This is a genomic window from Calothrix sp. NIES-2100 (assembly GCF_963875285.1).
In the GTDB taxonomy this organism is placed as follows: Bacteria; Cyanobacteriota; Cyanobacteriia; order Cyanobacteriales; family Nostocaceae; genus Aulosira.
Window position 1 is genome coordinate 9,257,766 of record NZ_CAWNLA010000001.1, and the last position, 21,983, is coordinate 9,279,748.

The following is a 21,983-nucleotide window of genomic DNA, read 5'->3' on the forward strand; positions in this document are numbered from 1 at the left end:
GTTGACGGTTGACGGTTGTACGGGCGGGTTCACAGATATCCTCGTGGATCAACAATAATCTAAATAAACCCGCCCCTACAGACTGTTGACTGTTGACAAATGACAAATGACAAATGACAAATGACAAATGACAAATGACAAATGACAAATGAAAGAAATTACTGCTATTTTGCAAGCATTTGCAGAAATTCAGCATGATGCTGAATCAATTTTTCTGGCAACTGTAGTTAATGTTCAAGGCTCTACCTATCGTCGTCCTGGGGCGCGGATGTTGATGATGCCAACAGGTAGAATCATCGGCACAATCAGCGCTGGTTGCTTGGAAAATGATGTGTTTGAACATACTCGTGTTTCCATGCCGGATGGACGACCAATTGCGATCGCCTATGACTCTACTGCTGATGAAGATATCCTTTGGGGGTTTGGGCTTGGTTGCAATGGATTAGTGCAAGTACTGATTGAACGGTTAGAATCAGGTGACTTATGTAACCCTTTGCTGTTGATTCAGCAATGTTTTGAGCAACAGCAACCAGGTGTGATCGCCACTGTATTTGCTGTCGATGGTGCTATTAATGTCAAAGTAGGCGATCGCTTAATTATTCAACCAGACAATAATATAATTACTAATATCACAGAATCTACTTTAAAATCTGCATTAATTAACGATACTCAAATTGCCTTAAAAAATCAAAAATCAACTATTAATAAATATCAATTTTCTTCAGGGATTGTAGATGTATTTATCGAAATTATCCAGCCACCCACAAACCTGATAATATTTGGTGCAGGACAAGATGCTTTACCCACAGTCCAGTTTGCCAAAGCTTTAGGCTGGCGAGTGACTATAGTTGATTGTCGCGCCAATGAAGCGACTAAAGAACGTTTTGCTATAGCCGATGAAGTAATTCTCAGTCGGCGAGAGATTTTACATCAACAAATATCTGTGAATGAGCAAACTGTCGCAGTAGTGATGACTCATAATTATCTCGACGATTTAGCAATTCTGAAAATGTTATTACCCTCTTGTGTAAAATACCTGGGTATTTTGGGGCCGAAGCGTCGCAGTGAAAAATTACTTGACCAATTGCAGGCTGAAGGCGGAGAATATAGCCCAGAACAACTAGAAAAATTGCATAGCCCAGTTGGGCTTGACATTGGCGCAGATACACCAGAAGCGATCGCTTTATCCATCATCGCAGAAATTCAAGCTGTATTAGCTAACCGTTCTGGTGGTTTTTTAAGAAATCGCGCTTTACCAATTCACCAGCCACATGAGATGAAAGAAATTCCCATTAATGCATTGCAGTTCTAAATCATTCGTGGGTAATAAGATCCCCGACAACTTTTACGGATGCTGCTAGCGAATCAGGGGTAAGACCCCTCGCTGATCCCGAAATCCCGCCGTCACCATAGAATGGTGCGGCTAATCAAACAAAGCCCACCTTCGTGGGCTAAAGAATTCAGCCCACGAAGGTGGGCTTTGTAGCGTTAGCCACAGGCTGGAAGCCTGTGGGCGGTATATCGGGTAAGCGAGAGAATTATTTGTATCAGCATTTACGGGTCAAACCCACCATTCGCCAGTAACATCCTCAAAGAAGTCGGGGATCTGGACAACGCGAATTCTCACAAATCAGATAGGATTGCAGCTAAACCATCTCAAACGTTAACCGATGACTCTTGAGAAAATCATGAGTGAAATGATCCACTACATTCGTATCACTCAATTCTAAATTATAAAAATCTACAAACTCATGATCAAAATAAGGGCCAGCGTGCCAAGTTCCCACATTTAACTTAATAAAACAATCCCCAGGAATTCGGAAAGCAGCCATCTCTTCTAACACTGGTTCATTCAATTCATTATGTGGTGGACAAACCGCAATGAACCAATCTTTCCCTGATAAAGAACCTAAACATTGAGTACATTGCACATGGCGAGTAATTTTGTGAAACTTTCGCCCTCTACTATCCAGGCGCATGATATAAAAGCGGGGAGTGCCATTTTGCAGATTTAATTCGGCATCTTCCCCATCAAAAGCCTTACCATCTGAACTCGGAAAAATCACCTGTCCATAACGTTGAAAGTTTTCTGGTGTGATTAATTCTGCCTGCAATTGTTGTACTGTTTGTGATGTACTCATAAGATTAGGAAATTACCATTCTAACTCTTTGGGAATCAGTGATTTGGGAATTATTGAGGCTTGTTTATCTTTATCTGAAGGTTTAGTGTACCACCAAGCCCAAGCAATCAAAACTGCTTGCAAGGGAAGCCTAATTGCTTGCAACCAAGGTGAATCGGAATATGGTATGGTTTCAATCTTAATATGATTAACTGCCATATTGATATTGGCAGGAAAAACCGCAATAAATAACAAAATTAATCCCCAAGCCGCCGCTTTACTCACAGGTGGGACTAATAAGCCGATACCACCCAAAATTTCATAAAAGCCACTGAGATAAACTAATTCTAAAGAATATGGCAGTTGTGGCGGCATAATTTTCACAAATGGTTGGGGAACAACAAAGTGCGTCACGCCAACGATAATGATGGATACTGCAAGGATGACGCGCCAAAGTTCCTTATTTTTGTACATGGGATTCGCCTGATTCTCAATTTACTAATATCTCTTCAGTTTTGGGGATATATGTCATTTTGTCTTCAGTCAAGAGTAGGAAAATTGGCGACGTTAGGGACTAGGGGCTAGGGCGTGTCTTCAAAGTCTTAGATCCCCCCAACCCCCCTTAAAAAGGGGGGCTAAAAGAGTCTTCAAGTCCCCCTTTTTAAGGGGGATTTAGGGGGATCGAGAAACTTAGAAGGCTAAACGAGGAGTTTGAAAACACGCCCTAGGGGTTAGGGATGAGAGGGACGCGGACAAATGACAAATGACAAATGACAAAAACAATTTAATCACAACACCATAAATCTAATATTTCAGAAAACCAATATTTCGCTGGTAAAATCATGGCAGCAGGAGTTTTGTCTGGAGCAATTAAAATCGGAAACCAACCAGATTTTAAATAGCCTCCAGGGAGATGTTTACGATATACCATAATCGATGTGAAATATACTAGTTGATTTAATGTTAAAGATTCGGGGATTTTGACGTTAAACAAACAATCCATTTCATTGGTAATCGCCTCAGCAAAAGTTACAAAATCCGCCATCTCTGGATGGTTCAGTTTTTTATCTTTGAGTTCATAAAGATCATGGGCGATTCTTGTCAGATCTTTGAGTTTACTATCAAATACAGGAACAGGACTAAAAACGATGACTGCTGGATGATCCCATTTTCCCGGATCAAATAGTAAATTGTTCGCTTGCACTATGCGTCCCCAAACAACTATACCTTTTTTCCAAAGAATATTTTGGTCGCGGTATAAAACGCAAAATCGGCGATCGCCTGCTTTAATCATCCACCAAGGAGGAATCAGGGAATTATACATCAACCGCTTTAAGGAAAATTCTCGACTGTGCTTGTGAAAGTTTTTGCGCGTCTGATACAAACAATATGCAGCGTCCATCCCCAATCCTATCTCCTTGTCACCGACTCTCAGGAAAAATGCCAATTATTTTGCTATTGTTAAGAGTGCGATCGCTACTGTTATAGCCGAATAAACTCTCTTAAGTGGCGATCGCCTGGTTGTTTCCATCACTTCATGAAAAGTGCGATCGCTCAATCAGTCTAGACTTTAGCCAACCCATACCCCCAAAACATCCGTTGCTTGTAAACAAAGCTCTATCAGTTATACATGAGACTAAAAATTAAGTAAGCATGATTCTAGCGAATTATGTAAATTTTTGTAGGGGAAAGGGTAAAGGGGTAAAGGGTAAAGGGGAAGAGAAATCTGTGAGATTAAAGATAGGGACACAATTACTTTCCCATTCCCCATTCCCCATTCCCCATTCCCCATTCCCCTTCTGAATATAGTTATTTTCAATCGCTGAACAACTAAAAAAAAGCCCAGTCAGTGCGATGACCAGGCTTTTAGCTTAATTTTCATGAGTTTGTAGTGATGACTTAAGTCCTCAAATCAAGGACTAAAGTCCTAACTACAAATTTATTTACCACTTAGTCGCATTCCCACCGATTAAGCAGCAGGTTGCTCAAGATTTACTTTCACAACTTTGTTCTTTGCTTGCTCAGTTTTCGGCAAGGTCAAATTCAAGATACCATCTTTATAATCTGCTGTTACGTTAGTATTTTGAATTGGCGCAGGTAAAGGAATTACACGTTGGAATTTACCGTAATTAAATTCACTTCTAGTCACGCCTTTATCTTCAGTTTTAGTTTCTGTTTTGCGCTCACCGCTAACATACACAGCCTTTTCGGTAACTTGAATATCCAAGTCCTTAGCTTCTAATCCTGGGAGTTCTAGTTTGAGATGAACAGCTTCTTCAGTTTCTTGTAATTCAGCCGCCGGCACTCTTACCAAGCCTTTGGAAAACACTGTAGATGGTACTCTGGTGTCTTCAAATAGGCTATTAATTTGACGTTGGATAGCGTTTAATTCTTGCCAGGGGTTGTAACGAACTAACATATTGATTTCCTTTTTAGTAGTCTTTAGTTGTTTGAACAATCGAAGTTTTAATTCATTGCTTTGATTCTTATAGTAATGTTTAATAATCAGATTGTTAGTTCGGTTAATATCACTCAATTAATGATGATTGCCACACCAAAATCTTGGTATAAACCTATGTGTAGAAATCTGCCATTTCTTGGTTCGGTCAACTCACCAACTAATTTCTAAAATAGGTACTTGAAGAAGGCAGAAGGCAGAAGGTTTTATTTAGAAGGGGATTCCGACCCCTCCTAAACAAGCAGCCCCAAATTTTCAATCTGCTGGGGGTCTTAAACCTTTACTCCCTTTCGGTCGTGCCAAAGGGATCTAATCAGAATTCCCTTGAGCATAGCTGGCTCCTGCCCTCTGCCTTTGTTGATAAATCTGACAGGACTTACGCAACTGGCACAGCGCGATCGCCATTTAATAGTATCTACGTACTATCCGAAAGTGATATACCCAGAGGAAATTACTGAAAATATTAACAGTAATCGGTTGTGTTAAATATTCTTACTAATGGAAGATTTTTTTACTTGGAAGTCCCTAAATGGAGTTTTCAATATTGGCTAAAACAGATATAAAACTACATGGGATTAGTGAAAAGTTCAAGATATAGTGAAGAGAGCAAAACTCCGTCGCAACTTTTAAACTCTTGCTGCAACGAAGAAGGAAGAAATTGAAACACCAAGATAGAGAAGGTAAAATGCTTGCGCCTCAAGCATACTCATGAATTCAAAAAGAATCAGGACATTTACCTTTTACCTTATCTCTCCCTCGGCGTTTCCTACTGTGCTAGATGTAAACAATATATAGTTTTTTATTTTTGGGAAAAGTATTGTAAAGATCAGTTTTTATGTATAATACTGAACCTGAAAGTATATAACTCATATAAAAAGGTTAATTCGCGCTGATTCCTGCAATTAGAGAAAAAATAAAAATTTTAAATTTAGCAGCGGAGAAAGCTGGTAGTGAATCAACAAAGTTTGTGGGTAGGAATTGGCTGTCAGCGAGGTACATCAACACATTTGCTTGAAAAAGCAATTCAGCAGGTGTTTCAAGAAAATCAACTCGACCAAAGTGCGATCGCAGGTATTGCTACCATTGACAATAAGGCTAAAGAAGTATGTTTACGGGAATTTTGCCAATTACACAATTTGACTTTTAAAACCTTTCCCGCTGAAATTCTCCGTCTCGTCTGTGTACCCAATCCGGCTAAGATTACCGAGCAAGCAATGGGAACTCCCAGTGTAGCAGAAGCTGCTGCTATACTTGCAGCTGCTGATATTAACTGGCAAACTAAGATACTAGCTTTCAACCTGAACTCAAGTTCATCACACCTGACTCCGGCTATAACTGCTGAAGGAGTAAGGTGCTTAGTTCCTAAACAAATTTTCCGCTTACAGGGCGAACCAGGAGCAGTTACAATAGCCGTTGCTCAAGGATGAGAAAGAATAGCGAGTGTTATTCAACCACGCGCAGAAAATAGTTAATCACACTAGAAACAATCGCTAACACAATTGATCCCAACAAAGCAGGTAAAAAGCCCTCAATTTTAAAACCCGAACCGGGAGTAAGGAAGCTTGCTAACCAAAGAGTCCACGCATTGATCACAAATGTAAATAAACCAAAGGTGAGCAAGATAATGGGAATTCCGAAAAAACGTAAAATAGGGCGAATAAAGGCATTAACTAGCCCGATGACAATAGCAGCAACCAGCGCCGCCACAAAACTCTTGATCTTGAATCCATCAACGATGTTAGAGGTGATTATTAAGGCCACGGCAGTACCGAGCCACGTTAATAAAAAGTGTTTCATTTGTCAATAGTCAGTTGTCATTTGTCAATAGTCATTTGTCAGTTGTCAGTTGTCATTTGTCAACAGTCAACAATCAACACTTCGAGTGAGCTTCAGTGCGGCGCAGTCAACAGTCAACAGTCAACAATCATTTTCCCCCTACCCCCTGTTTATGAGTCTAACGCTGGCGCTGCGATCGCTCTAACAGCACTTCCCAGGTACCGCCACCAGCGACACCATCAGCTTCCAAACCATAGCGGCTTTGTGCAGCTTTGACTGCTGCTTCTGTTGTTGGGCCAAAGTCTCCATCTACATCACCGCTCAAGAAACCCAGCCTTTTCAAAACTTCTTGCAATTTACCAACTTCCGATCCACGGTTCCCTAAACGCAAAATTGGTAATCCTTCTGTGGTGTATTGAATACCAGGGCTACGTTCAAAACGCGGGATTTGTGGTGTCCGAGGTGCTGGAGTCCGAGTGGTTGTAGAACGATTGGTATTTCTTTGTGGCTTTGGAGTTGTCGGCTGTCTTGGCTGCGCAGGTTTTGGTTCCGGTTGAGGAGTAGGTCTTCTGATGTTGCCCGCTTGTGCAGGAACGATGACTGGCTGTGTTGATTTTGGGGTTGGCTTAGGTGCAGGAACTGTTGATGATGCTGTTGTTTGGCTAGGAAACAATTTTTGCCAAGTAGCAGCATCAACAACACCGTCTGAATTTAAGCCTGCTGCTTGCTTAAAGCGAGAAACAGCGCTGGCGGTAATGTTGTTATAGTTACCATCTACTGCACCTGTGTAGAAACCCAAAAGCTTTAAAGCCGCCTGAAGTTCAGAAACGCGCTCGCCTTGGCTACCAATACCTAGGGTAGGGCGATTGATGTCAGCGCTTGGGGTTGCTTGAGAAATTTTCTGTGGTGCTGCAATTGTTACCAAGGTAGAGGCAGCAATCAACACAGGCACAGCAGAAAACAAAAGTAACCAATTCAATTTGTTGGTACTGGAGCTGAGAGAGGATTTGAGTGAATCTAAGTGGCTTAAGCTACTTACTGAACGGCTGCCTTTCATGGTATATGCCCGCAATCTTCATGATGCTAATATTACAGCCGCTTGAGCCAAGAAAAAAGCAGGTGATTTTTTTTTCTGTGTAAATTATTTCGTAGAGGCACGGCATCTGCAAGATTACTCTTTGGATGCCGTGCCCCTACTTTAGTCAGTGGATGATGAAGCACGCTTTGTGCTGACTACGAACTTCAAACTAAAAACTAAGCGATCGCACTATTAATTGCTGCTTCCGGGCCGACTAAAGACAAGTAAGGTTCTTGTAAATATCGGTTTGCTACAGCGATCGCATCTGCTGCATTAACGGCGGTAATTAGCTCCGGAAATTCGCGGTCAAATTCAATTCCTAATCCCAAGGTTTCATACCAGCCATATATCTGAGCAATCTGCCCGTTTGTTTGTTTTCCTAGGGCGTACTGTCCTAATATTTTGTTTTTAGCGGCTTGAAGTACGTCTTTTGCTATCTCAGTAGTAGACAGTAAATCGACTTCTTTCCGCAGTCCTTGCAAAGCTATGCTGGTATTTTCTGGGGCTGTACCGATGTAAACTACAAACGATCCTGGATACAGCCTGGTGGGATAGAATGCGGATACTTCATAAGCTAAGCCCTGCTTTTCGCGCAGTTCCACAAACAAGCGGCTAGAAAGTCCGTTACCCAAGTAGGTAGACAGCAACTTCAAAGCGGCATAGTCAGCATCAGCTACGGCGGAACCCAAATAACCAAGCATGACGATGGATTGCTGTGTCTGTAGGGGCTGTAGCTGATGCTGGGGTTGGAGTTGAATTTCCGGCAGATTCAAGATTGGCAGCTTTTCGCTGATAGGTTGCCAATCACCAAATACTTCTTCTACCAGTTTGACTGCATCCTCTAGTGTAATGCGTCCAGCAATACTAATGACTACATTATCTGGACGAAAATGAGTTTTGTGATAAGCAACTAAGTCCGCACGAGTTAAGCTGCTCATAGTTGTTTCATCGCCTAGCACCGACATAGCATAGGGATGATCTTGGTACATTGCTTGGCGCAGTTTGTCAAAAGCAATGGTAAACGGCTGCTCTTTTTGGGAGCGAATATCTTGTAGTGCTAAACGCCGTTCTAGTTCAACTTGAGTTTCCGGAAATATTGGCGATCGCAAAATCAGCCCTGCTAAGGTTAAAATTTCCGCAAAATCTGAGGTAACAGTCTTCAGAGATAGCAAAAAATAATCATTGGCAGTATCTGTACTTAAACTCGCTCCGACTGATTCGACTCTTTCCGCAATTTCTAAGCTAGAAAGTCCATCGCATCCTTTTGTCATCACTGCTGATAATAGATGTGCTAGTCCGGCCTGTTCCCGGCTTTCGGCACAACTTCCCGCACGGACAAAAATGCGCGCTGCAATGATATCTGCCGCCGGATTTTCTGCCACCAAGACGACAATGCCATTGCTTAATACAGTACGGTGAATCGGGGAATTAAATATAGATTTTTTCACAGTTTGAGTCATTAGTCAATAAGTCAACCGCCTTACCCACAAGGGGATGAGGCTTGCTGTTCCAGATTCCTTTCGGGTAGACAGCAATAGGGTGATTGACCGCATCCCAATAACCCTTTAATTCTTTGCCAGGAGTCACACATGGTTTCTCGTCCCTTGCTCACAAGTTTTGTTCTGGAAGGAATTTCACCGTCTAGGAGAACAGCCTCGCAACGGTTTCCTCGAAACTCCAGACAAACTGGAGGCTAGATTCTGTGTCTTTGTTAAGTGAGAGGGCTGACTTACTGTTATCATACACCATTTCACGGCTAATAATTTGCCGACCCTAGCCTACAAGTCCAAATACTTTGAATCTTCCCCCTTCCCGACAACAGAAGGGGGTGAGAAGAAGTGAAATAAACATCCTCGTTATACCAAAGGACGGGGTTTTAGACCCATTTTTCTGATAATCTAGCCTGCGGAGGCAAGCTTTGTTTATTTAGACCCACCCGGAGGTGAGGGCGTTAACGTGCAGCCTCACATAGAATTGGTATTAGCTCATGACTAATGGCTAACAGGGTTTGAGGACAGTCACAGCATAATTTTCTGGTTGGAGATACTTTTTCGCTAATTGTTGCAGTTCTTCCCCATCAAAAGATAGAACTTGTTGAGGATATGTAACTGCTAATTCTGCTTGGGCGATCGTATTATAGTAGCCATAAAGCCCAGTCAGTTGATTGGGCGTTTCGGTAGAAAAAGCATATTCATTACATAGAAGTCTACGTGTACGCGCCAGTTCATGCTGGCTGATTGGTGTATTCTGCAATTCTGACAAATGATTGCGAATCAAGAACTCTACTTTTTCTAGGTGTTCTGGTTCCACCCAAGCAGTGATTGTAAATAAACTCGATTCCCGTTGTAAAGAAAAATTACTACAAATTCCCTGTACTAATTGCCGTTCTTCCCGCAAATCACGCACTAAGCGAGAAGTTCTCCCTTCTGCCAGTAACACTGATAACATATCTAAACCATAGGCAGTACGGAGTTGTTCTACTCCTGGTGCTAGCCACGCCATTAGCAACCGCCCTTGTTCTAGTCTTGGTAAATGCAGTTCTTGACGGTGAATTCCTTTGATAACGGGCTTTTGGCTTGGTTGTGATAGCGGACAATCAGCGCGGGGGGTAAAATTTCCAAAAGAGCAATTTACCAAATCTACGGCTGAATTTTGATTAATTCCGCCCACAATTACCACAGTCATATTTTCCGGTTGGTAATGGGCGCGGTGAAAACAGCGCATAGCCTCTGGTGAGTGCTGCATGATTTCTTGCTCTGTACCCAGCACAGAACGTCCATAAGGGTGGTTTTGATAAACAATCCCAATCAGAGATTGAAATGCTAACCAATCGGGATCATCATGATAAGAGCGAATTTCCTCTAGGACTACATCCCGTTCCCGGCTAAATTCATCATCGGGAATTGCGGCGTTGAGCAACAGTTCCCCTAAATGGGGTAAAGTCTCTTCCAGGTAAGAAGCAGCTGTTGTCAGGGAATAATGAGCATAATCATAACTTGTAGCTGCATTACTCACACCACCTTTATTTTCTATGTTATGATCAAAAACCCCAGGCGGTAACGTTGCTGTACCTTTAAAGATCATGTGTTCTAAAAAGTGCGCCATCCCAAACCAAGATTCTGGCTCTAGAGTGGCTCCAGCACGCACCCACACATCCGCCACAACTACAGGGGTAGTTGGAATCTCTTGATGAATCAACGTTAAACCATTGTCGAGATGGACAACCGAGGCTGGAAACAAGGTATCAATGAGTTGTTGTTGTGACAATTTTTTGTAGCTTTAACCACAATTTAACGCAATTTTGCCATCTTAACTCTGAAAGGGGCCTAATTCAGAATCAATTTATACAGAATTGGGAATTGGGCATTGGGCATGGGGAAAAGGGGGACAAGGGAGACAAGGGAGACAAGGGGGACAAATGACTATTGCCTTTTTGACAAATGACAAATGACTAATGACAAATGACTAATGACTAATAATATTAAAGCTCCCAAGGTTGAAGTTAACTTTGGGAGCTTAAAATTTTTGAGTTCACCGCGACGCCGTTTTACCTAAGTTTATGACCTGGTTAAACCAGGTGGGTATCAAATCCCTCGTTTAAAGTTTCCGGGTACTTGCCCGGTTTACTGCCACGAGACTTGTTGATTCCCTTTTCTTTAAAGACATAGATCAAAAAACTTGATGGCAGTCACCAACGTCGTAGTGCAACTCACTCATTATAACCTTCAAAACTGGTTGTGTGTTTTATATAGAAATTTTCTCAGAAATTTAACTGGGATACCAGATAGATTCTATGGTACGAGCGATCGCCTGAGCCTGATCTCGGTTTAGAGTATCGAGTAAAACCGTTACATGTCCTAATTTACGCCCTGGACGGGATTCTGTCTTGCCGTACCAGTGGATGTAGGATTGGGCTATGGCGGCGATTTGTTGGCGTTGGCTTTGGTAGTCGCTTTGGGAAGTTTCGTAACCCAGTAGGTTTACCATCACAGCAGTGGGAGTTTTGAGTGTAGGAGCGCCTAAAGGTAAACCACACACTGCTCTCAGGTGTTGTTCAAATTGGGAGGTTTCACAAGCATCTAGGGAAAAATGCCCCGAATTGTGGGTGCGGGGGGCTATTTCATTGACGAGAACTCTCCCATCTGGGGTGAGAAATAGCTCAATGCCAAATAATCCGACTACTTCTAGATTATTTAATAAAGTGCGAGCGATCACGTCTATTTCTGCTGCTAAATTAGCTGTAATCTCTGCTGGTGCTATCACTCGCCGACAAACCTGTTGTTCTTGTTGGGTTTCCACAACTGGGTATGTCACCACCTCGCCATCTACAGAACGGGCGGCGATTACTGCCAATTCTCGCTCAAAGGGGACAAATTCTTCAATTAAATAGTGTGAGCTACTACTAGTGAGCTTTTGCTGTAAACTATCCCCATCCTTAATAATAAACGTACCCTGTCCGTCATAACCGTGACGACGAGATTTGAGAACTATGGGGTTTTTCTGGGGAAAACTTAAATGGGCAATTTTCGATTGTAGTTCTGTCGGTTGCTCAATTAAGGACTCATCGACAGCAAAAAAATGCGGAACTGGTAAACCCAATGCTTGTAAATAGCAACGCTGGTGATATTTATCTAATAGGGGAGCCAAAGCTGCTAATCTGGGACGAAAACAAACACCTTGGTTTTCTAAGACAGATAAAGCTTCGAGATTAACAAATTCATTTTCAAAGGTGATGACATCACATTTTTCGGCTAAAATCTCTGTAGCTTTAGCGTCATCTACTAAAGCAAAAACAGTTTCTTGGGCAATATTTACAGCAGGATCATGTTGACTGGGAGTTTGGACGATTAATTCCACGCCTAACTTTTTTGCCCCATCTGCCATCATCCAGGCAAGTTGTCCGCCACCAATTATACCAACACGCTTCATCGACATCCTAGAGAATCACGAGTTTCTACACCAGTCTGAGAATTGACACCACTGGCTTTTTTGCACAGTTCTTTAATTTGTGCCCCATCCAAAACTGCATCAGTGAAATCTGCATTGCTGATGTTCACATCAGTAAATATAGTACGTAATAAAAGGCTTTCTTTTAAAACGGCATCACTTAAATCAGATCCAGTTAAGTTTACCTGATCCATCAATGCATTTGTTAAATCTGCCCCATGCAAATTTGATTTTGTCATCACCGAAGCGCTCAAAACTGCTCCCCGCAAATCTGCACCTGTAAAATTGGTCAGTTCTAAATTAGCATTAGAGAACTCTGCTGCTTGCAAACTTTGTCCGGAAAAATCATGTCTTGTTAATTCTGCATTGCTGAAGGACAGGGGATGAGTCCAGTCTGCAAGCGCAGGGGAAGCTGTGAACAATACCATTATCCCCAAAATTAATGCCAACCCTTGCCGCCAAAACATATTTACTTAGCTCATGTAGTGTCTAGGTCACTGCTTTTTAGCTTATCTCATTTCCATCAGGGAATTCATTTAGCTGCTGTAGGCTATATCTAAGGATATTTCCACAAATCGCCTAAATATTCAACGATCAAGGCTTAAGGTTCATTAATCAAGGAGTCATTTGTCATTTTCCCGCGCCAGTAGCGACTGTCTTGATTGTCTACCCGACTCCTATGTTATACCAATTCAAATAATGTTTGCGACAAATCAATATATTCTAGAGGGCAAGGCATTGCCCATACGTGTCAACTTAACGCGAAACCCTTGCCAAGACTTGATGAGCGAATTCTCTCACTTAAAATCAAGATCCGCGTTACCCCACCCCGGCTTTGCTGACGCAAAACCTCCCCTCCCCGTTTACGGGGAGGGGATTGAGGGGTGGGGTAAAACGCTTGTGGGATAAGCCTTTTAACTTAAGTTGACACCAATGGGCATTGCCTTGCCCCTACCATCTGTCGCATTCTTGTTTCAAATTGGTATTACAAATAAAACCTTTCTTTGGCGATCGCTATTTGTTGATGTAGCTGAGAAATGCTTACACAAGATCCCCGACTTCTTCAAGAAGTCGGGGATCTAATCTTTATATCTTAAGAGGATGTTTTAAAAGTCCTGTTGTCGGTAGGAAAACGTTTTAGATTCAACCAGTGCTTAAGGAAAACTGGGAATCTCAGGGCTAGACTCTGTTGATCTGATGGGAGTTGGGGATGGCGCATTTTTTTTCTGATTGACTGCCAAAATCATCGATAGCAGCTTGGGAAATGCAAGGCAGGCTACAGTATTGATGAGCGTTAATAATATACAATCTACGAAACTCATAGATTACCGCCTCCTGAATGAACAATTTGTGAGTCTATTTCTTAGTGTGACTTAAAATCTGTACTTTTAACTACTTTGAAAATTTTGATTTTCTTCTAGCCTCTATAAGCTAATCAAATATATCCATTGTTAACTTATATTAACTTGCCGACATGCACTGCGTTACGGCTATTTCCTACTTTCGCAAATCCTTAATTTCTGGCATAGCTAATGGGAAAGACGCATCTAGAAATTTGACTTTTAAAGGAATATTTAATCATTTTCGCCGCGTGTTGTCTACCTTAATTAATATTGAATTTTTCAATGTTTATCATATATAGCATTTCCTAATCACATGAAGTACATCATAGCCCCCTCCTCGCTTGCGGGGAGGGGGTTGGGGGTGGGGTGACTATACCTCACTTGACAGAGAAACGCTATAAAAATCAAAATATTAATATTTAATCAGCGATCAACGCCAAGATAAATTACTTGTGTGAAATAAATCTGATTGATGATTATTTATGAATAAATCAACCAATAATCAGCTTTTCAAGCTTGATTTAATTTATGCAAACAGTGAAAGTTTAAAACCGAGTGGAATTGTGGGCGAAAAAGTCCTTGTATCTCAAGGTAGATAAAAATTCCACTTCAAAATGGTATGAATGCACCTGCGGATTCTGAAGCATGATCCAAAACCGTCCAGCAAAATATTCGCGCAGTATTTATACTGCCAAAACTTTGTTAATTAGGAGTACATCGATCGCAGAAATGAGGACGGAACTTACAGAATGGATCTCCAGTCAATGTGTGAGTTGTACAATAAGGAAAGGTGGTTATTGCTACTTTGCTTTTTTGCGGACTGGAAGCATTGGCTGAAGTTTCGGCAGCTTTAGCTTTAGATGAGAGAATGATTGAGAGCAGCTTGGGAAACCCCAGACAAGCAACAGTATTGATGATTGTCAGTAATGCAGCGTGTTTTAAAACCACAGGTAATCACCCCCCTGTAAAATAGGTGGTCACTATTGTTGGCTGTTAGGAAAATCTCTGTAATTGCATTAAATACAATTACATCCATAGCCTTAAGACTATATAAGTTCATCTTATCATAAATTTTTGTTAATGGAAGCGTGAGTTTTCCGCAAATGCTATCTCAGAAGCCATTGTGTATATTAAAGAGATTTGTTGCCGAAGAATAGTAAAATCCTCTCAAAAAACAGTCCATCCAGTATTTAGGTGATGTGTTATGTCAACAACCAAATCCGCATCTATTTATTTAGCTAATATTAGTGAGCGAGAACGCTTAGCATTAAAGCGTTTGGCAGATTATACAAATGTGAATGCAATTCCGGAAATTTGGCCATTAGCAGCCAAGTTCTTTGGTAATACCGTTGCTCTACACGATCCTCATGGCAAACCAGAAGTAGTACTTAATTATACTCAATTGGCAGAGCAAATTCAAAAATTTGCAGCGGGTTTACAGGCTTTAGGGGTGAAAGCAGGCGATCGCATTTCCTTAATTGCCGATAATAGTCCCAGATGGTTTATTGCCGATCAAGGGATAATGACGGCTGGGGGGGTGGATGCGGTACGTAGCGCCCAAGCAGAAAAGGAAGAATTGCTGTTTATTGTGGCAAATAGTGACAGCACGGCGGTAGTAGTCGAGGATTTAAAAACGCTAAAGAGACTGCAAGATAGACTCAACGATTTACCAATTCAACTGGTAATCTTGCTTTCAGACGAAACCCCACCAACAAAAGAAAATTTCAAAGTTTTGAATTTCTTGCAGATCATAGAAGTTGGTAGTAACCATTCCCTAGCACCAGTACAGCAAAACTACGATACCCTAGCAACACTGATTTATACTTCGGGGACGACGGGTAAACCAAAAGGTGTGATGCTGACTCATGGGAATTTACTGCACCAAATCAATACTTTTGGGACAGTACTACAACCCAACGTAGGAGAATTAGCCTTAAGTATCCTGCCAACTTGGCACAGCTATGAAAGAACAGCTGAGTATTACTTACTTTCTCAAGGTTGCTCACAGGTTTACACTAACCTGCGTGCTGTGAAAAAAGATTTGAAAGAATTTAAACCTCATTATATGGTGGCTGTCCCCCGGCTCTGGGAATCAATTTATGAAGGAGTGCAAAAGCAGTTTCGCGAACAACCAGCCAAAAAGCAACGCCTGGTTAATTTTTTATTAAACAATAGCGATCGCTATATTAAAGCCAAGCGCATTGCCCAAAAATTAAGTTTAGAGCATCTTCACTCAGGAGCAATTGAGCGATTATCAGCTAGGATACTAGCTTCTAGTTTATTCCCGATCCATGCCTTAGGAGAAAAACTGGTGTATGCTAAAGTCCGAGAAGCAACGGGAGGAAGAATCAAGTATGTAATTAGCGGTGGTGGCGCACTTCCTAAGCACATAGATAATTTTTTTGAAATCATTGGTATTCAAATTTTGCAAGGCTACGGTTTAACAGAAACATCCCCAGTGACTAATGTGCGTCGTCCTTGGCATAATGTGCGTGGTTCATCAGGCCCCACACTACCTGCTACAGAAATTAAAATTGTCGATCCAGAGACTCGCAAATCTCTGCCAATTGGGGAGCGAGGCTTGGTACTGTTGAAAGGGCCGCAAATTATGCAAGGCTATTACCAAAATCCAGAAGCGACAGCAAAAGCCATCGACGCAGAAGGTTGGTTTGATAGCGGCGATTTGGGTTGGTTGACACCGGAAAAAGATTTGGTGCTGACTGGCAGGGCAAAAGATACGATTGTCTTAAGCAATGGGGAAAATATCGAGCCTCAGCCGATAGAAGATGCTTGTTTGCGATCGCCCTACATCGATCAAATTATGCTTGTCGGTCAAGATCAACGTAGCCTCGGTGCCTTGATTGTACCTAATCTTGAAGCCTTAGAAAAATGGGCCCAAACTCAAAATCTTGACTTAAGCAGCAAAAATGATAATATTACCGCCTCACCCAGTCAAAAAATAGACCTGGAGAGTAAAATAATCCAGGAATTATATAGGAAGGAATTGAATCGGGAAGTGCAAAATCGTCCCGGCTATCGAGCCGACGATCGCATTGGCCCATTCAAACTCATTCCCGAGCCGTTTTCCATTGAAAATGGCTTAATGACACAAACACTAAAAATTCGGCGTCATATTGTCGCCGAACGCTATCGCGATATTATTAACGCCATGTTTGGCTAATAATTCCGCACAAACAATCAATATAGAGTGAACGTGAAACTGTATGGATGCCTCGAAATCTCAACAAATGCTTTTGAAACGCGTCGTTAATGTCAAAGTCATTGTAACTCCTCTGTGGAAAGATGAAGTACAACAGCAATTGCAAGCTCAGATCAATCAAACCGATCAGCAATTGCAACAACTAGACATTGAAGGACAAAGAGCAATTACCGCAATTCAAAAGCAGAGTTTGCAACCACCAGGACCGCAAACCCTGCAACAAATTGACAATATCCAACTCCAAGTCAATCAAAAGAAAAGCGAACTCCTAGAGCAAAAAAATCAATTCCTGCAAAACCTCCAGCAAGTACAATATCTGGAGTTAGATCAGGAAGTTAACCAATTCCAAATGGAAGGTTTTTTCCGCATCGAACCAGGCGATAACCTCATCAGCAAAACCCAAGTCGAAATTGTTCTACGTGATGGGATTGTAGAAGAAATTCGTGGCGATATCTAAATTTGGTCATTTGTCAATAGTCAATAGTCATTTGCTGTGTATGTTCTACTAGCCAATCACTAATGACTGATCTCAAAGCATCTACTGATCTTTTTTAGCATTCATGTTTTTAATCCATGTCACAGCAATCATTGAGAAAATTGCCTGTGGCGTGGATTTGTTGAGCAAGCAAACTGTTCACAAGGAATTTCCGGCTTTGTAGTCCTCAATCGGGGGTTGACAGCTGAGGGTGAAATTCTTTTTAGGGCGACTTCCAGGCATACATTGTACCTGGGAGCCAGCCCAGACGATTTCCCATACAGGAGGTGAGCTAACTAACAGCGATCGCCCAAAGGTACTCATCTCCACCCGATATTTAACTTCACTAGTAGAATTATCGCCCTGTTGAACTTGGGTAATCATCACTAAAGCCTGATTCCGTTGGGGATAAGCTACCTCTACTTTACGTGTGCCTACCTCTGATACATTGTCCTCAAACAAATTTAATGCCAGAGTAGCAGGATCGCTACCTTGAAGAGTAGAGTTAATACTTGCAAGCGGGATAGTTTTATAGTGGGTACGCTCTGGATAAGTTTTAATATCCTGAGATATCTCAGTTGCTGCTACTTCTTGTGCTTGCCCATTTTTAGTTTCCAAACTGTGTACTGATGGCTGGTGTTGAGAGAAATAAACTCCCGCGCCAGCAGTGGCAAACATACTTAGTATCACAATCAAAAACAATTTCCATTTTACTGACATAAAATTAAACAAGAATTTCAAACAAGTAAATTATCAACTTTGAATTGTAAATGGAAGCTGAATCGCTGAGCGTCTACCTTTTGGTTGTCAGCAGCCTTTGAAATCAGGTAAGTAATTATGCGGGAAATAAAGATAGATAACAAACTCATTTGCGGGATACAATACTTGCTGTGGCTATTGATTGTAAATACTTAGCGATCGCAATTTAATTGCTTTATATATAGACCTTCATCTGGGGTTTTGGTTCCTGGGCATTTGTCAACAGTCAACCGTCAACAGTCAACAGTCTGTAGGGGCGGGTTTATTTAGATCATTGTTGATCCACGAGGATATCTGTGAACCCGCCCGTACAACAATCAACAGTCAACAGTCAACAGTCAACCGTTAACAGATACGCAAAGCGCAGTCAAAAATCCCGAAGCGAAAACCCTCACACCAAGATACAATTCGATCTGGTAAAAGCTGTTAAAGTCCATAAATTCATTGATTCACCAAACCACCCTATGAGCATTTACGAAGTATTTATGCCGGCGCTGAGTTCCACCATGACCGAAGGTAAGATTGTATCTTGGGTGAAGTCGCCAGGCGATAAAGTGGAAAAAGGCGAAACAGTGGTGGTTGTGGAGTCAGATAAGGCAGATATGGATGTGGAATCCTTTTATGAAGGATATCTAGCTCATATTTTAGTGCCTGCGGGTGAATCTGCGGCTGTGGGAAATGCGATCGCTTTCATCGTCGAAACAGAAGCGGAAATCGAAGCCGCCAAGTCTGCTGCAAATTCTGGTAGTGCAGCTGCGCCTGCTACTGCTGCTCCTGTACCTGTAGCCGCAACTGTTGCAACAGCAATACCAACGTCTCAAAATGGCTCAAATCACAAAGACGGGCGGTTAGTGGTTTCACCCCGCGCCCGCAAGTTGGCGAAAGAGTTCAAAATCGATTTGAAGACGCTCAAAGGTAGTGGCCCCTACGGTCGGATTGTTGCTGAAGATGTAGAAGCAGCTGCAAATCAAGGTAAGCCAGCCGCTACCGCACCAGTAGCACCGCCACCATCTGTACCCACAACCACCCCAGTAGCACCACCTACTCCCCCATCTGCACCCGCACCTGCACCCATCCCCGCCGTCGCCAGTGCTGTTCCGGGACAGGTAGTACCTTTAACTACCTTCCAAAATGCAGTTGTCCGGAACATGGTAGCTACCTTATCTGTACCTGTTTTCCGTGTAGGTTATACAATTACCACCGATGGGCTAGACAAGCTTTATAAGCAGATTAAATCCAAAGGCGTGACAATGACAGCGCTATTGGCAAAAGCCGTAGCCGTAACGCTGCAAAAACATCCATTAATCAATGCTAGCTATTCAGAGCAAGGAATTGTTTATCATTCTGATATCAACATTTCTGTTGCTGTAGCAATGGATGATGGCGGATTGATTACACCTGTGTTAAAGAATGCAGACTTAGTAGATATTTATTCGGTATCGCGCACTTGGAAGTCTTTAGTAGAGCGTGCGAGAGCAAAACAACTACAACCAGATGAATACAACAGCGGCACCTTTACCGTGTCAAACTTGGGAATGTTTGGTGTAGATACATTTGACGCGATTTTACCACCTGGACAAGGTGCAATTTTAGCGATCGGCGCATCTCGCCCGCAACTTGTAGCCACACCTGACGGTTTGTTTGGTGTAAAGCAACAAATGCAGGTAAATATTACCGCAGATCATCGGATTATTTACGGCGCTCATGCTGCTGCATTCTTGCAAGATTTAGCTAAGTTAATTGAAACCAATCCGCAATCTTTGACAATGTAATACCAATTTTTTATGAAGCTGCATAGAATTCGATCCCCCCTAGCCCCCCTTAAAAAAGGGGGGGAAAGAATCAAAGTCCCCCTTTTTAAGGGGGATTTAGGGGGATCGAGATATGTGCAACTTCACATTAAATTGGTATAAGAATAATTTCTTAAGAAAAGAATGTTACTTTTAAGACTTGGAGTTAATTTAACTTCAAGTCTTTTTACTTGGTGAGTTGCTACGCGATCGCAAATTCAGTATATTGTCTGAGATGAGGTGGATGAAAGGCTAAAACAATCTCCTCCCTGGCAATTCCTTTGTGCAACAAATCTGTCGCCACCCCATCCTCTGTCCAATCTTCCTCAATCCAAATTTTGTCAGCTTGCAAACGGATATGAATCATCACACTCTTAATCCGTTCGTCTTTGTGCCAACCCATCAATAGCAAAAGGTACTGATCGCGTACCTCATCAAAGGCTAAAGCACTAACAGTTGTAGAACCAGATTTTTCATTGAGTTGATGATATTCTGTTAAAACTTCTTGGACGATTTGACGATGATGCTTTAATCTATCCATTGCACAATTACCTCATTTTCTGCATCAACGATTAACAATTTAACCTGATTCCGATTGATAATCATCTGAGCTAACTGACGTTGAAAATAACTGTTATAGGTTCCTTGTGTAATCGCCAAATACAGTTCAAAATCTAATGCTGTCTCTAGCAAAATATCTCGATAAACAACATACTGACCCACAGCTTGCTCTAAGTCATTAATAAACGATTTACCTAAGAAGCTTTTGACTTCTACAAGGATTTTTTGACCCTGTTTTTCTGCCGCGATCGATTTTTCGGCTGCAATATCCACATATAAGCGATCGCCACCATACTCCAAAGTATAATCTTCTGTTAAAATCTCCCAGCCATCCTTGATCAATGCAAATCTCACAGCATTATGGTAAACATCCTTAGCAGGCATCTATGATTTTTGAACTACATACCGCTTCAATTTTAACGCGATCGCCTAATTATAAAAAGTCATTGCCAGCAAAGCAATCTCGAAAAGGGCGATCGCTCTTTAATGCCATTTTTTCAGATTAGATGCAGAGTTTGCGGAAGCCACTATTGAGTTGAGGAAAGCCACTATTGAGTTGAGAATAGCCACTATTGAGTTGAGGAAAGCCGCTATTGAGTTAAGAATAGCCACTATTGAGTTAAGGAAAGCCACTATTGAGTTGAGAATAGCCACTATTGAGTTGAGGAAAGCCGCTATTGAGTTAAGAATAGCCACTATTGAGTTGAGAATAGCCGCTATTGAGTTGAGAATAGCCGCTATTGAGTTGAGAATAGCCGCTATTGAGTTGAGGAAAGCCGCTATTGAGTTGAGGAAAGCCGCTACAAGGTTCGTTTTTGTGTGGTGCGATCGCTTAATTATCGCTTAATGATAAAAAGTCATTGCGAATGTAGCGAAGCGGAATGAAGCAATCGCAATGGCTGGGATCGCTTCGCTTCGCTCGCAATGACTGTAAATATTTTGCCCATCTACTTAGCTGGTTCTGGTGGTAAACCAAGCTTGGCACGGAAATCTTTGTCGTATATTGCCTTATCCCAATTTTTAGCAGATTTAACTTGCTCAGGAGTAAGATTTTTAGCATACCTGAGGTTAGTATAGCTGAGGTCGGCATTAGTGAGGTTGGCATCCCTGAGGTCAGCACCGATGAACAGGGCAAGCAAGAGTGTAGCATTGCTCAGGTCAGCACTGATGAGCTTAGCACCGATGAACTTGGCACCACGGAGGTCGGCATAATTGAGATAGGCACGGCTGAGGTTGGCATCGCTGAGGTTGGTAGCGACGAGGCTGGCACCGATGGGGTAAGCAAATCTGAGGTCGGCACCACTGAGGTTAGTCAAGCCGAGATTAGCAAAGCTGAGGTTAGCAGCGCGGAGGTCGGCATCACTGAGGTTGGCAAAGCTGAGGTCAGCACCACTAAAATTTCCATGAGCTAGGCTCTCATTAGTTTTCACTAGCTTCTCCATCGCTGTATTGAATG

21 protein-coding genes, 1 other RNA gene and 1 pseudogene are annotated in these 21,983 nt (G+C 42.1%); 7 read left to right on the top strand and 16 right to left on the bottom strand.

The window, feature by feature from the left end; genetic code table 11:
• Nucleotides 1-148: 148 nt before the first annotated feature.
• Nucleotides 149-1,312: an XdhC family protein gene (locus tag AACU32_RS37715; protein WP_096607343.1), complete on the top strand. Its 1,164-nt coding sequence runs from the start codon at nt 149-151 to the stop codon at nt 1,310-1,312.
• Nucleotides 1,313-1,646: 334 nt separating this feature from the next.
• Here AACU32_RS37715 and AACU32_RS37720 read toward each other — a convergent pair whose 3' ends face one another.
• The 4 genes from AACU32_RS37720 to AACU32_RS37735 form a co-directional block, all read right to left on the bottom strand.
• Nucleotides 1,647-2,141, bottom strand: coding sequence for an ureidoglycolate lyase (locus AACU32_RS37720; RefSeq protein WP_096607344.1), 495 nt, complete (start codon nt 2,139-2,141; stop codon nt 1,647-1,649).
• Between the two features lie 12 nt (nt 2,142-2,153).
• On the bottom strand, nt 2,154-2,594 hold the full coding sequence (locus AACU32_RS37725; RefSeq protein WP_096607345.1) for a DoxX family protein: 441 nt from the start codon (nt 2,592-2,594) through the stop codon (nt 2,154-2,156).
• Between the two features lie 310 nt (nt 2,595-2,904).
• Complete coding sequence (locus tag AACU32_RS37730) at nt 2,905-3,522, bottom strand: hypothetical protein (protein ID WP_096607346.1); 618 nt, start codon at nt 3,520-3,522, stop codon at nt 2,905-2,907.
• A 567-nt stretch (nt 3,523-4,089) separates the two neighbouring features.
• The gene (locus AACU32_RS37735) at nt 4,090-4,539 is read right to left on the bottom strand and encodes an Hsp20/alpha crystallin family protein (protein ID WP_096607347.1); all 450 of its coding nucleotides are present in this window, start codon (nt 4,537-4,539) and stop codon (nt 4,090-4,092) included.
• A 989-nt stretch (nt 4,540-5,528) separates the two neighbouring features.
• On the opposite strand from AACU32_RS37735, the gene AACU32_RS37740 reads away from it, so the two are divergent.
• Nucleotides 5,529-6,005 (top strand): cobalamin biosynthesis protein, encoded by a 477-nt coding sequence (locus tag AACU32_RS37740; RefSeq protein WP_339378598.1) that lies wholly within the window; start codon nt 5,529-5,531, stop codon nt 6,003-6,005.
• A gap of 16 nt (nt 6,006-6,021) precedes the next feature.
• On the opposite strand, the gene AACU32_RS37745 is transcribed toward AACU32_RS37740, so the two are convergent.
• The 7 genes from AACU32_RS37745 to AACU32_RS37775 all read right to left on the bottom strand — a co-directional run bounded on the left by AACU32_RS37745 (nt 6,022) and on the right by AACU32_RS37775 (nt 12,846).
• Complete coding sequence (locus AACU32_RS37745; protein WP_096607349.1) at nt 6,022-6,375, bottom strand: phage holin family protein; 354 nt, start codon at nt 6,373-6,375, stop codon at nt 6,022-6,024.
• A gap of 157 nt (nt 6,376-6,532) precedes the next feature.
• On the bottom strand, nt 6,533-7,411 hold the full coding sequence (locus tag AACU32_RS37750) for a peptidoglycan-binding protein (RefSeq protein WP_096607350.1): 879 nt from the start codon (nt 7,409-7,411) through the stop codon (nt 6,533-6,535).
• Nucleotides 7,412-7,608: 197 nt separating this feature from the next.
• Nucleotides 7,609-8,892, bottom strand: coding sequence for a M16 family metallopeptidase (locus AACU32_RS37755; RefSeq protein ID WP_096607351.1), 1,284 nt, complete (start codon nt 8,890-8,892; stop codon nt 7,609-7,611).
• A gap of 538 nt (nt 8,893-9,430) precedes the next feature.
• On the bottom strand, nt 9,431-10,672 hold the full coding sequence (locus AACU32_RS37760) for an insulinase family protein (RefSeq protein ID WP_096608351.1): 1,242 nt from the start codon (nt 10,670-10,672) through the stop codon (nt 9,431-9,433).
• A gap of 287 nt (nt 10,673-10,959) precedes the next feature.
• A non-coding RNA gene (gene ssrS / locus AACU32_RS37765) (6S RNA) lies at nt 10,960-11,141 on the bottom strand.
• Nucleotides 11,142-11,200: 59 nt separating this feature from the next.
• Nucleotides 11,201-12,361, bottom strand: coding sequence for a 5-(carboxyamino)imidazole ribonucleotide synthase (locus AACU32_RS37770; RefSeq protein WP_096607352.1), 1,161 nt, complete (start codon nt 12,359-12,361; stop codon nt 11,201-11,203).
• Nucleotides 12,358-12,846, bottom strand: coding sequence for a pentapeptide repeat-containing protein (locus tag AACU32_RS37775; RefSeq protein ID WP_096607353.1), 489 nt, complete (start codon nt 12,844-12,846; stop codon nt 12,358-12,360). Before AACU32_RS37775 ends, AACU32_RS37770 begins: the two co-directional genes overlap by 4 nt.
• Nucleotides 12,847-14,512: 1,666 nt before the next feature.
• Between AACU32_RS37775 and AACU32_RS37780 the strand changes: the two genes are divergently transcribed.
• The 3 genes from AACU32_RS37780 (at nt 14,513) to AACU32_RS37790 (ending at nt 17,399) form a co-directional block, all read left to right on the top strand.
• Nucleotides 14,513-14,695: a hypothetical protein gene (locus AACU32_RS37780; RefSeq protein WP_339378600.1), complete on the top strand. Its 183-nt coding sequence runs from the start codon at nt 14,513-14,515 to the stop codon at nt 14,693-14,695.
• Between the two features lie 231 nt (nt 14,696-14,926).
• Nucleotides 14,927-16,903 (top strand): AMP-dependent synthetase/ligase, encoded by a 1,977-nt coding sequence (locus AACU32_RS37785; protein ID WP_096607355.1) that lies wholly within the window; start codon nt 14,927-14,929, stop codon nt 16,901-16,903.
• A 43-nt stretch (nt 16,904-16,946) separates the two neighbouring features.
• Nucleotides 16,947-17,399, top strand: coding sequence for a YlqD family protein (locus AACU32_RS37790; protein ID WP_096607356.1), 453 nt, complete (start codon nt 16,947-16,949; stop codon nt 17,397-17,399).
• 177 nt (nt 17,400-17,576) lie between these two features.
• Here the strand turns inward: AACU32_RS37790 and AACU32_RS37795 are convergent, their stop codons facing one another.
• On the bottom strand, nt 17,577-18,095 hold the full coding sequence (locus AACU32_RS37795; protein WP_445223207.1) for a hypothetical protein: 519 nt from the start codon (nt 18,093-18,095) through the stop codon (nt 17,577-17,579).
• Nucleotides 18,096-18,640: 545 nt separating this feature from the next.
• Between AACU32_RS37795 and AACU32_RS37800 the strand changes: the two genes are divergently transcribed.
• The gene (locus AACU32_RS37800; RefSeq protein WP_096607358.1) at nt 18,641-19,948 is read left to right on the top strand and encodes a dihydrolipoamide acetyltransferase family protein; all 1,308 of its coding nucleotides are present in this window, start codon (nt 18,641-18,643) and stop codon (nt 19,946-19,948) included.
• A gap of 220 nt (nt 19,949-20,168) precedes the next feature.
• On the opposite strand, the gene AACU32_RS37805 is transcribed toward AACU32_RS37800, so the two are convergent.
• The 3 genes and pseudogenes from AACU32_RS37805 to AACU32_RS40845 form a co-directional block, all read right to left on the bottom strand.
• Nucleotides 20,169-20,507: a XisI protein gene (locus tag AACU32_RS37805; RefSeq protein ID WP_096607359.1), complete on the bottom strand. Its 339-nt coding sequence runs from the start codon at nt 20,505-20,507 to the stop codon at nt 20,169-20,171.
• Nucleotides 20,495-20,911 (bottom strand): XisH family protein, encoded by a 417-nt coding sequence (locus AACU32_RS37810; RefSeq protein WP_096607360.1) that lies wholly within the window; start codon nt 20,909-20,911, stop codon nt 20,495-20,497. Before AACU32_RS37810 ends, AACU32_RS37805 begins: the two co-directional genes overlap by 13 nt.
• A 118-nt stretch (nt 20,912-21,029) precedes the next feature.
• Nucleotides 21,030-21,083, bottom strand: a pseudogene (locus AACU32_RS40845) (hypothetical protein); the annotation flags it as partial.
• On the opposite strand from AACU32_RS40845, the gene AACU32_RS37815 reads away from it, so the two are divergent.
• Entirely contained in the window at nt 21,063-21,374 is a 312-nt protein-coding gene (locus AACU32_RS37815) for a hypothetical protein (RefSeq protein WP_339378601.1), read from the top strand. The pseudogene AACU32_RS40845 and the gene AACU32_RS37815 overlap by 21 nt on opposite strands.
• 100 nt (nt 21,375-21,474) lie before the next feature.
• On the opposite strand, the gene AACU32_RS37820 is transcribed toward AACU32_RS37815, so the two are convergent.
• Nucleotides 21,475-21,969: a pentapeptide repeat-containing protein gene (locus AACU32_RS37820; protein ID WP_339378733.1), complete on the bottom strand. Its 495-nt coding sequence runs from the start codon at nt 21,967-21,969 to the stop codon at nt 21,475-21,477.
• Between the last annotated feature and the right edge of the window lie 14 nt (nt 21,970-21,983).

Excerpts from the sequence above, each read along its gene's own strand:
- AACU32_RS37715 (WP_096607343.1), top strand. The coding sequence starts at position 149 with ATGAAAGAAATTACTGCTATTTTGCAAGCATTTGCAGAAATTCAGCAT.
- AACU32_RS37720 (WP_096607344.1), bottom strand. The coding sequence starts at position 2,141 with ATGAGTACATCACAAACAGTACAACAATTGCAGGCAGAATTAATCACA.
- AACU32_RS37725 (WP_096607345.1), bottom strand. The coding sequence starts at position 2,594 with ATGTACAAAAATAAGGAACTTTGGCGCGTCATCCTTGCAGTATCCATC.
- AACU32_RS37730 (WP_096607346.1), bottom strand. The coding sequence starts at position 3,522 with ATGGACGCTGCATATTGTTTGTATCAGACGCGCAAAAACTTTCACAAG.
- AACU32_RS37735 (WP_096607347.1), bottom strand. The coding sequence starts at position 4,539 with ATGTTAGTTCGTTACAACCCCTGGCAAGAATTAAACGCTATCCAACGT.
- AACU32_RS37745 (WP_096607349.1), bottom strand. The coding sequence starts at position 6,375 with ATGAAACACTTTTTATTAACGTGGCTCGGTACTGCCGTGGCCTTAATA.
- AACU32_RS37750 (WP_096607350.1), bottom strand. The coding sequence starts at position 7,411 with ATGAAAGGCAGCCGTTCAGTAAGTAGCTTAAGCCACTTAGATTCACTC.
- AACU32_RS37755 (WP_096607351.1), bottom strand. The coding sequence starts at position 8,892 with ATGACTCAAACTGTGAAAAAATCTATATTTAATTCCCCGATTCACCGT.
- AACU32_RS37770 (WP_096607352.1), bottom strand. The coding sequence starts at position 12,361 with ATGAAGCGTGTTGGTATAATTGGTGGCGGACAACTTGCCTGGATGATG.
- AACU32_RS37775 (WP_096607353.1), bottom strand. The coding sequence starts at position 12,846 with ATGTTTTGGCGGCAAGGGTTGGCATTAATTTTGGGGATAATGGTATTG.
- AACU32_RS37785 (WP_096607355.1), top strand. The coding sequence starts at position 14,927 with ATGTCAACAACCAAATCCGCATCTATTTATTTAGCTAATATTAGTGAG.
- AACU32_RS37790 (WP_096607356.1), top strand. The coding sequence starts at position 16,947 with ATGGATGCCTCGAAATCTCAACAAATGCTTTTGAAACGCGTCGTTAAT.
- AACU32_RS37795 (WP_445223207.1), bottom strand. The coding sequence starts at position 18,095 with ATGTTTGCCACTGCTGGCGCGGGAGTTTATTTCTCTCAACACCAGCCA.
- AACU32_RS37800 (WP_096607358.1), top strand. The coding sequence starts at position 18,641 with ATGAGCATTTACGAAGTATTTATGCCGGCGCTGAGTTCCACCATGACC.
- AACU32_RS37805 (WP_096607359.1), bottom strand. The coding sequence starts at position 20,507 with ATGGATAGATTAAAGCATCATCGTCAAATCGTCCAAGAAGTTTTAACA.
- AACU32_RS37810 (WP_096607360.1), bottom strand. The coding sequence starts at position 20,911 with ATGCCTGCTAAGGATGTTTACCATAATGCTGTGAGATTTGCATTGATC.
- AACU32_RS37820 (WP_339378733.1), bottom strand. The coding sequence starts at position 21,969 with ATGGAGAAGCTAGTGAAAACTAATGAGAGCCTAGCTCATGGAAATTTT.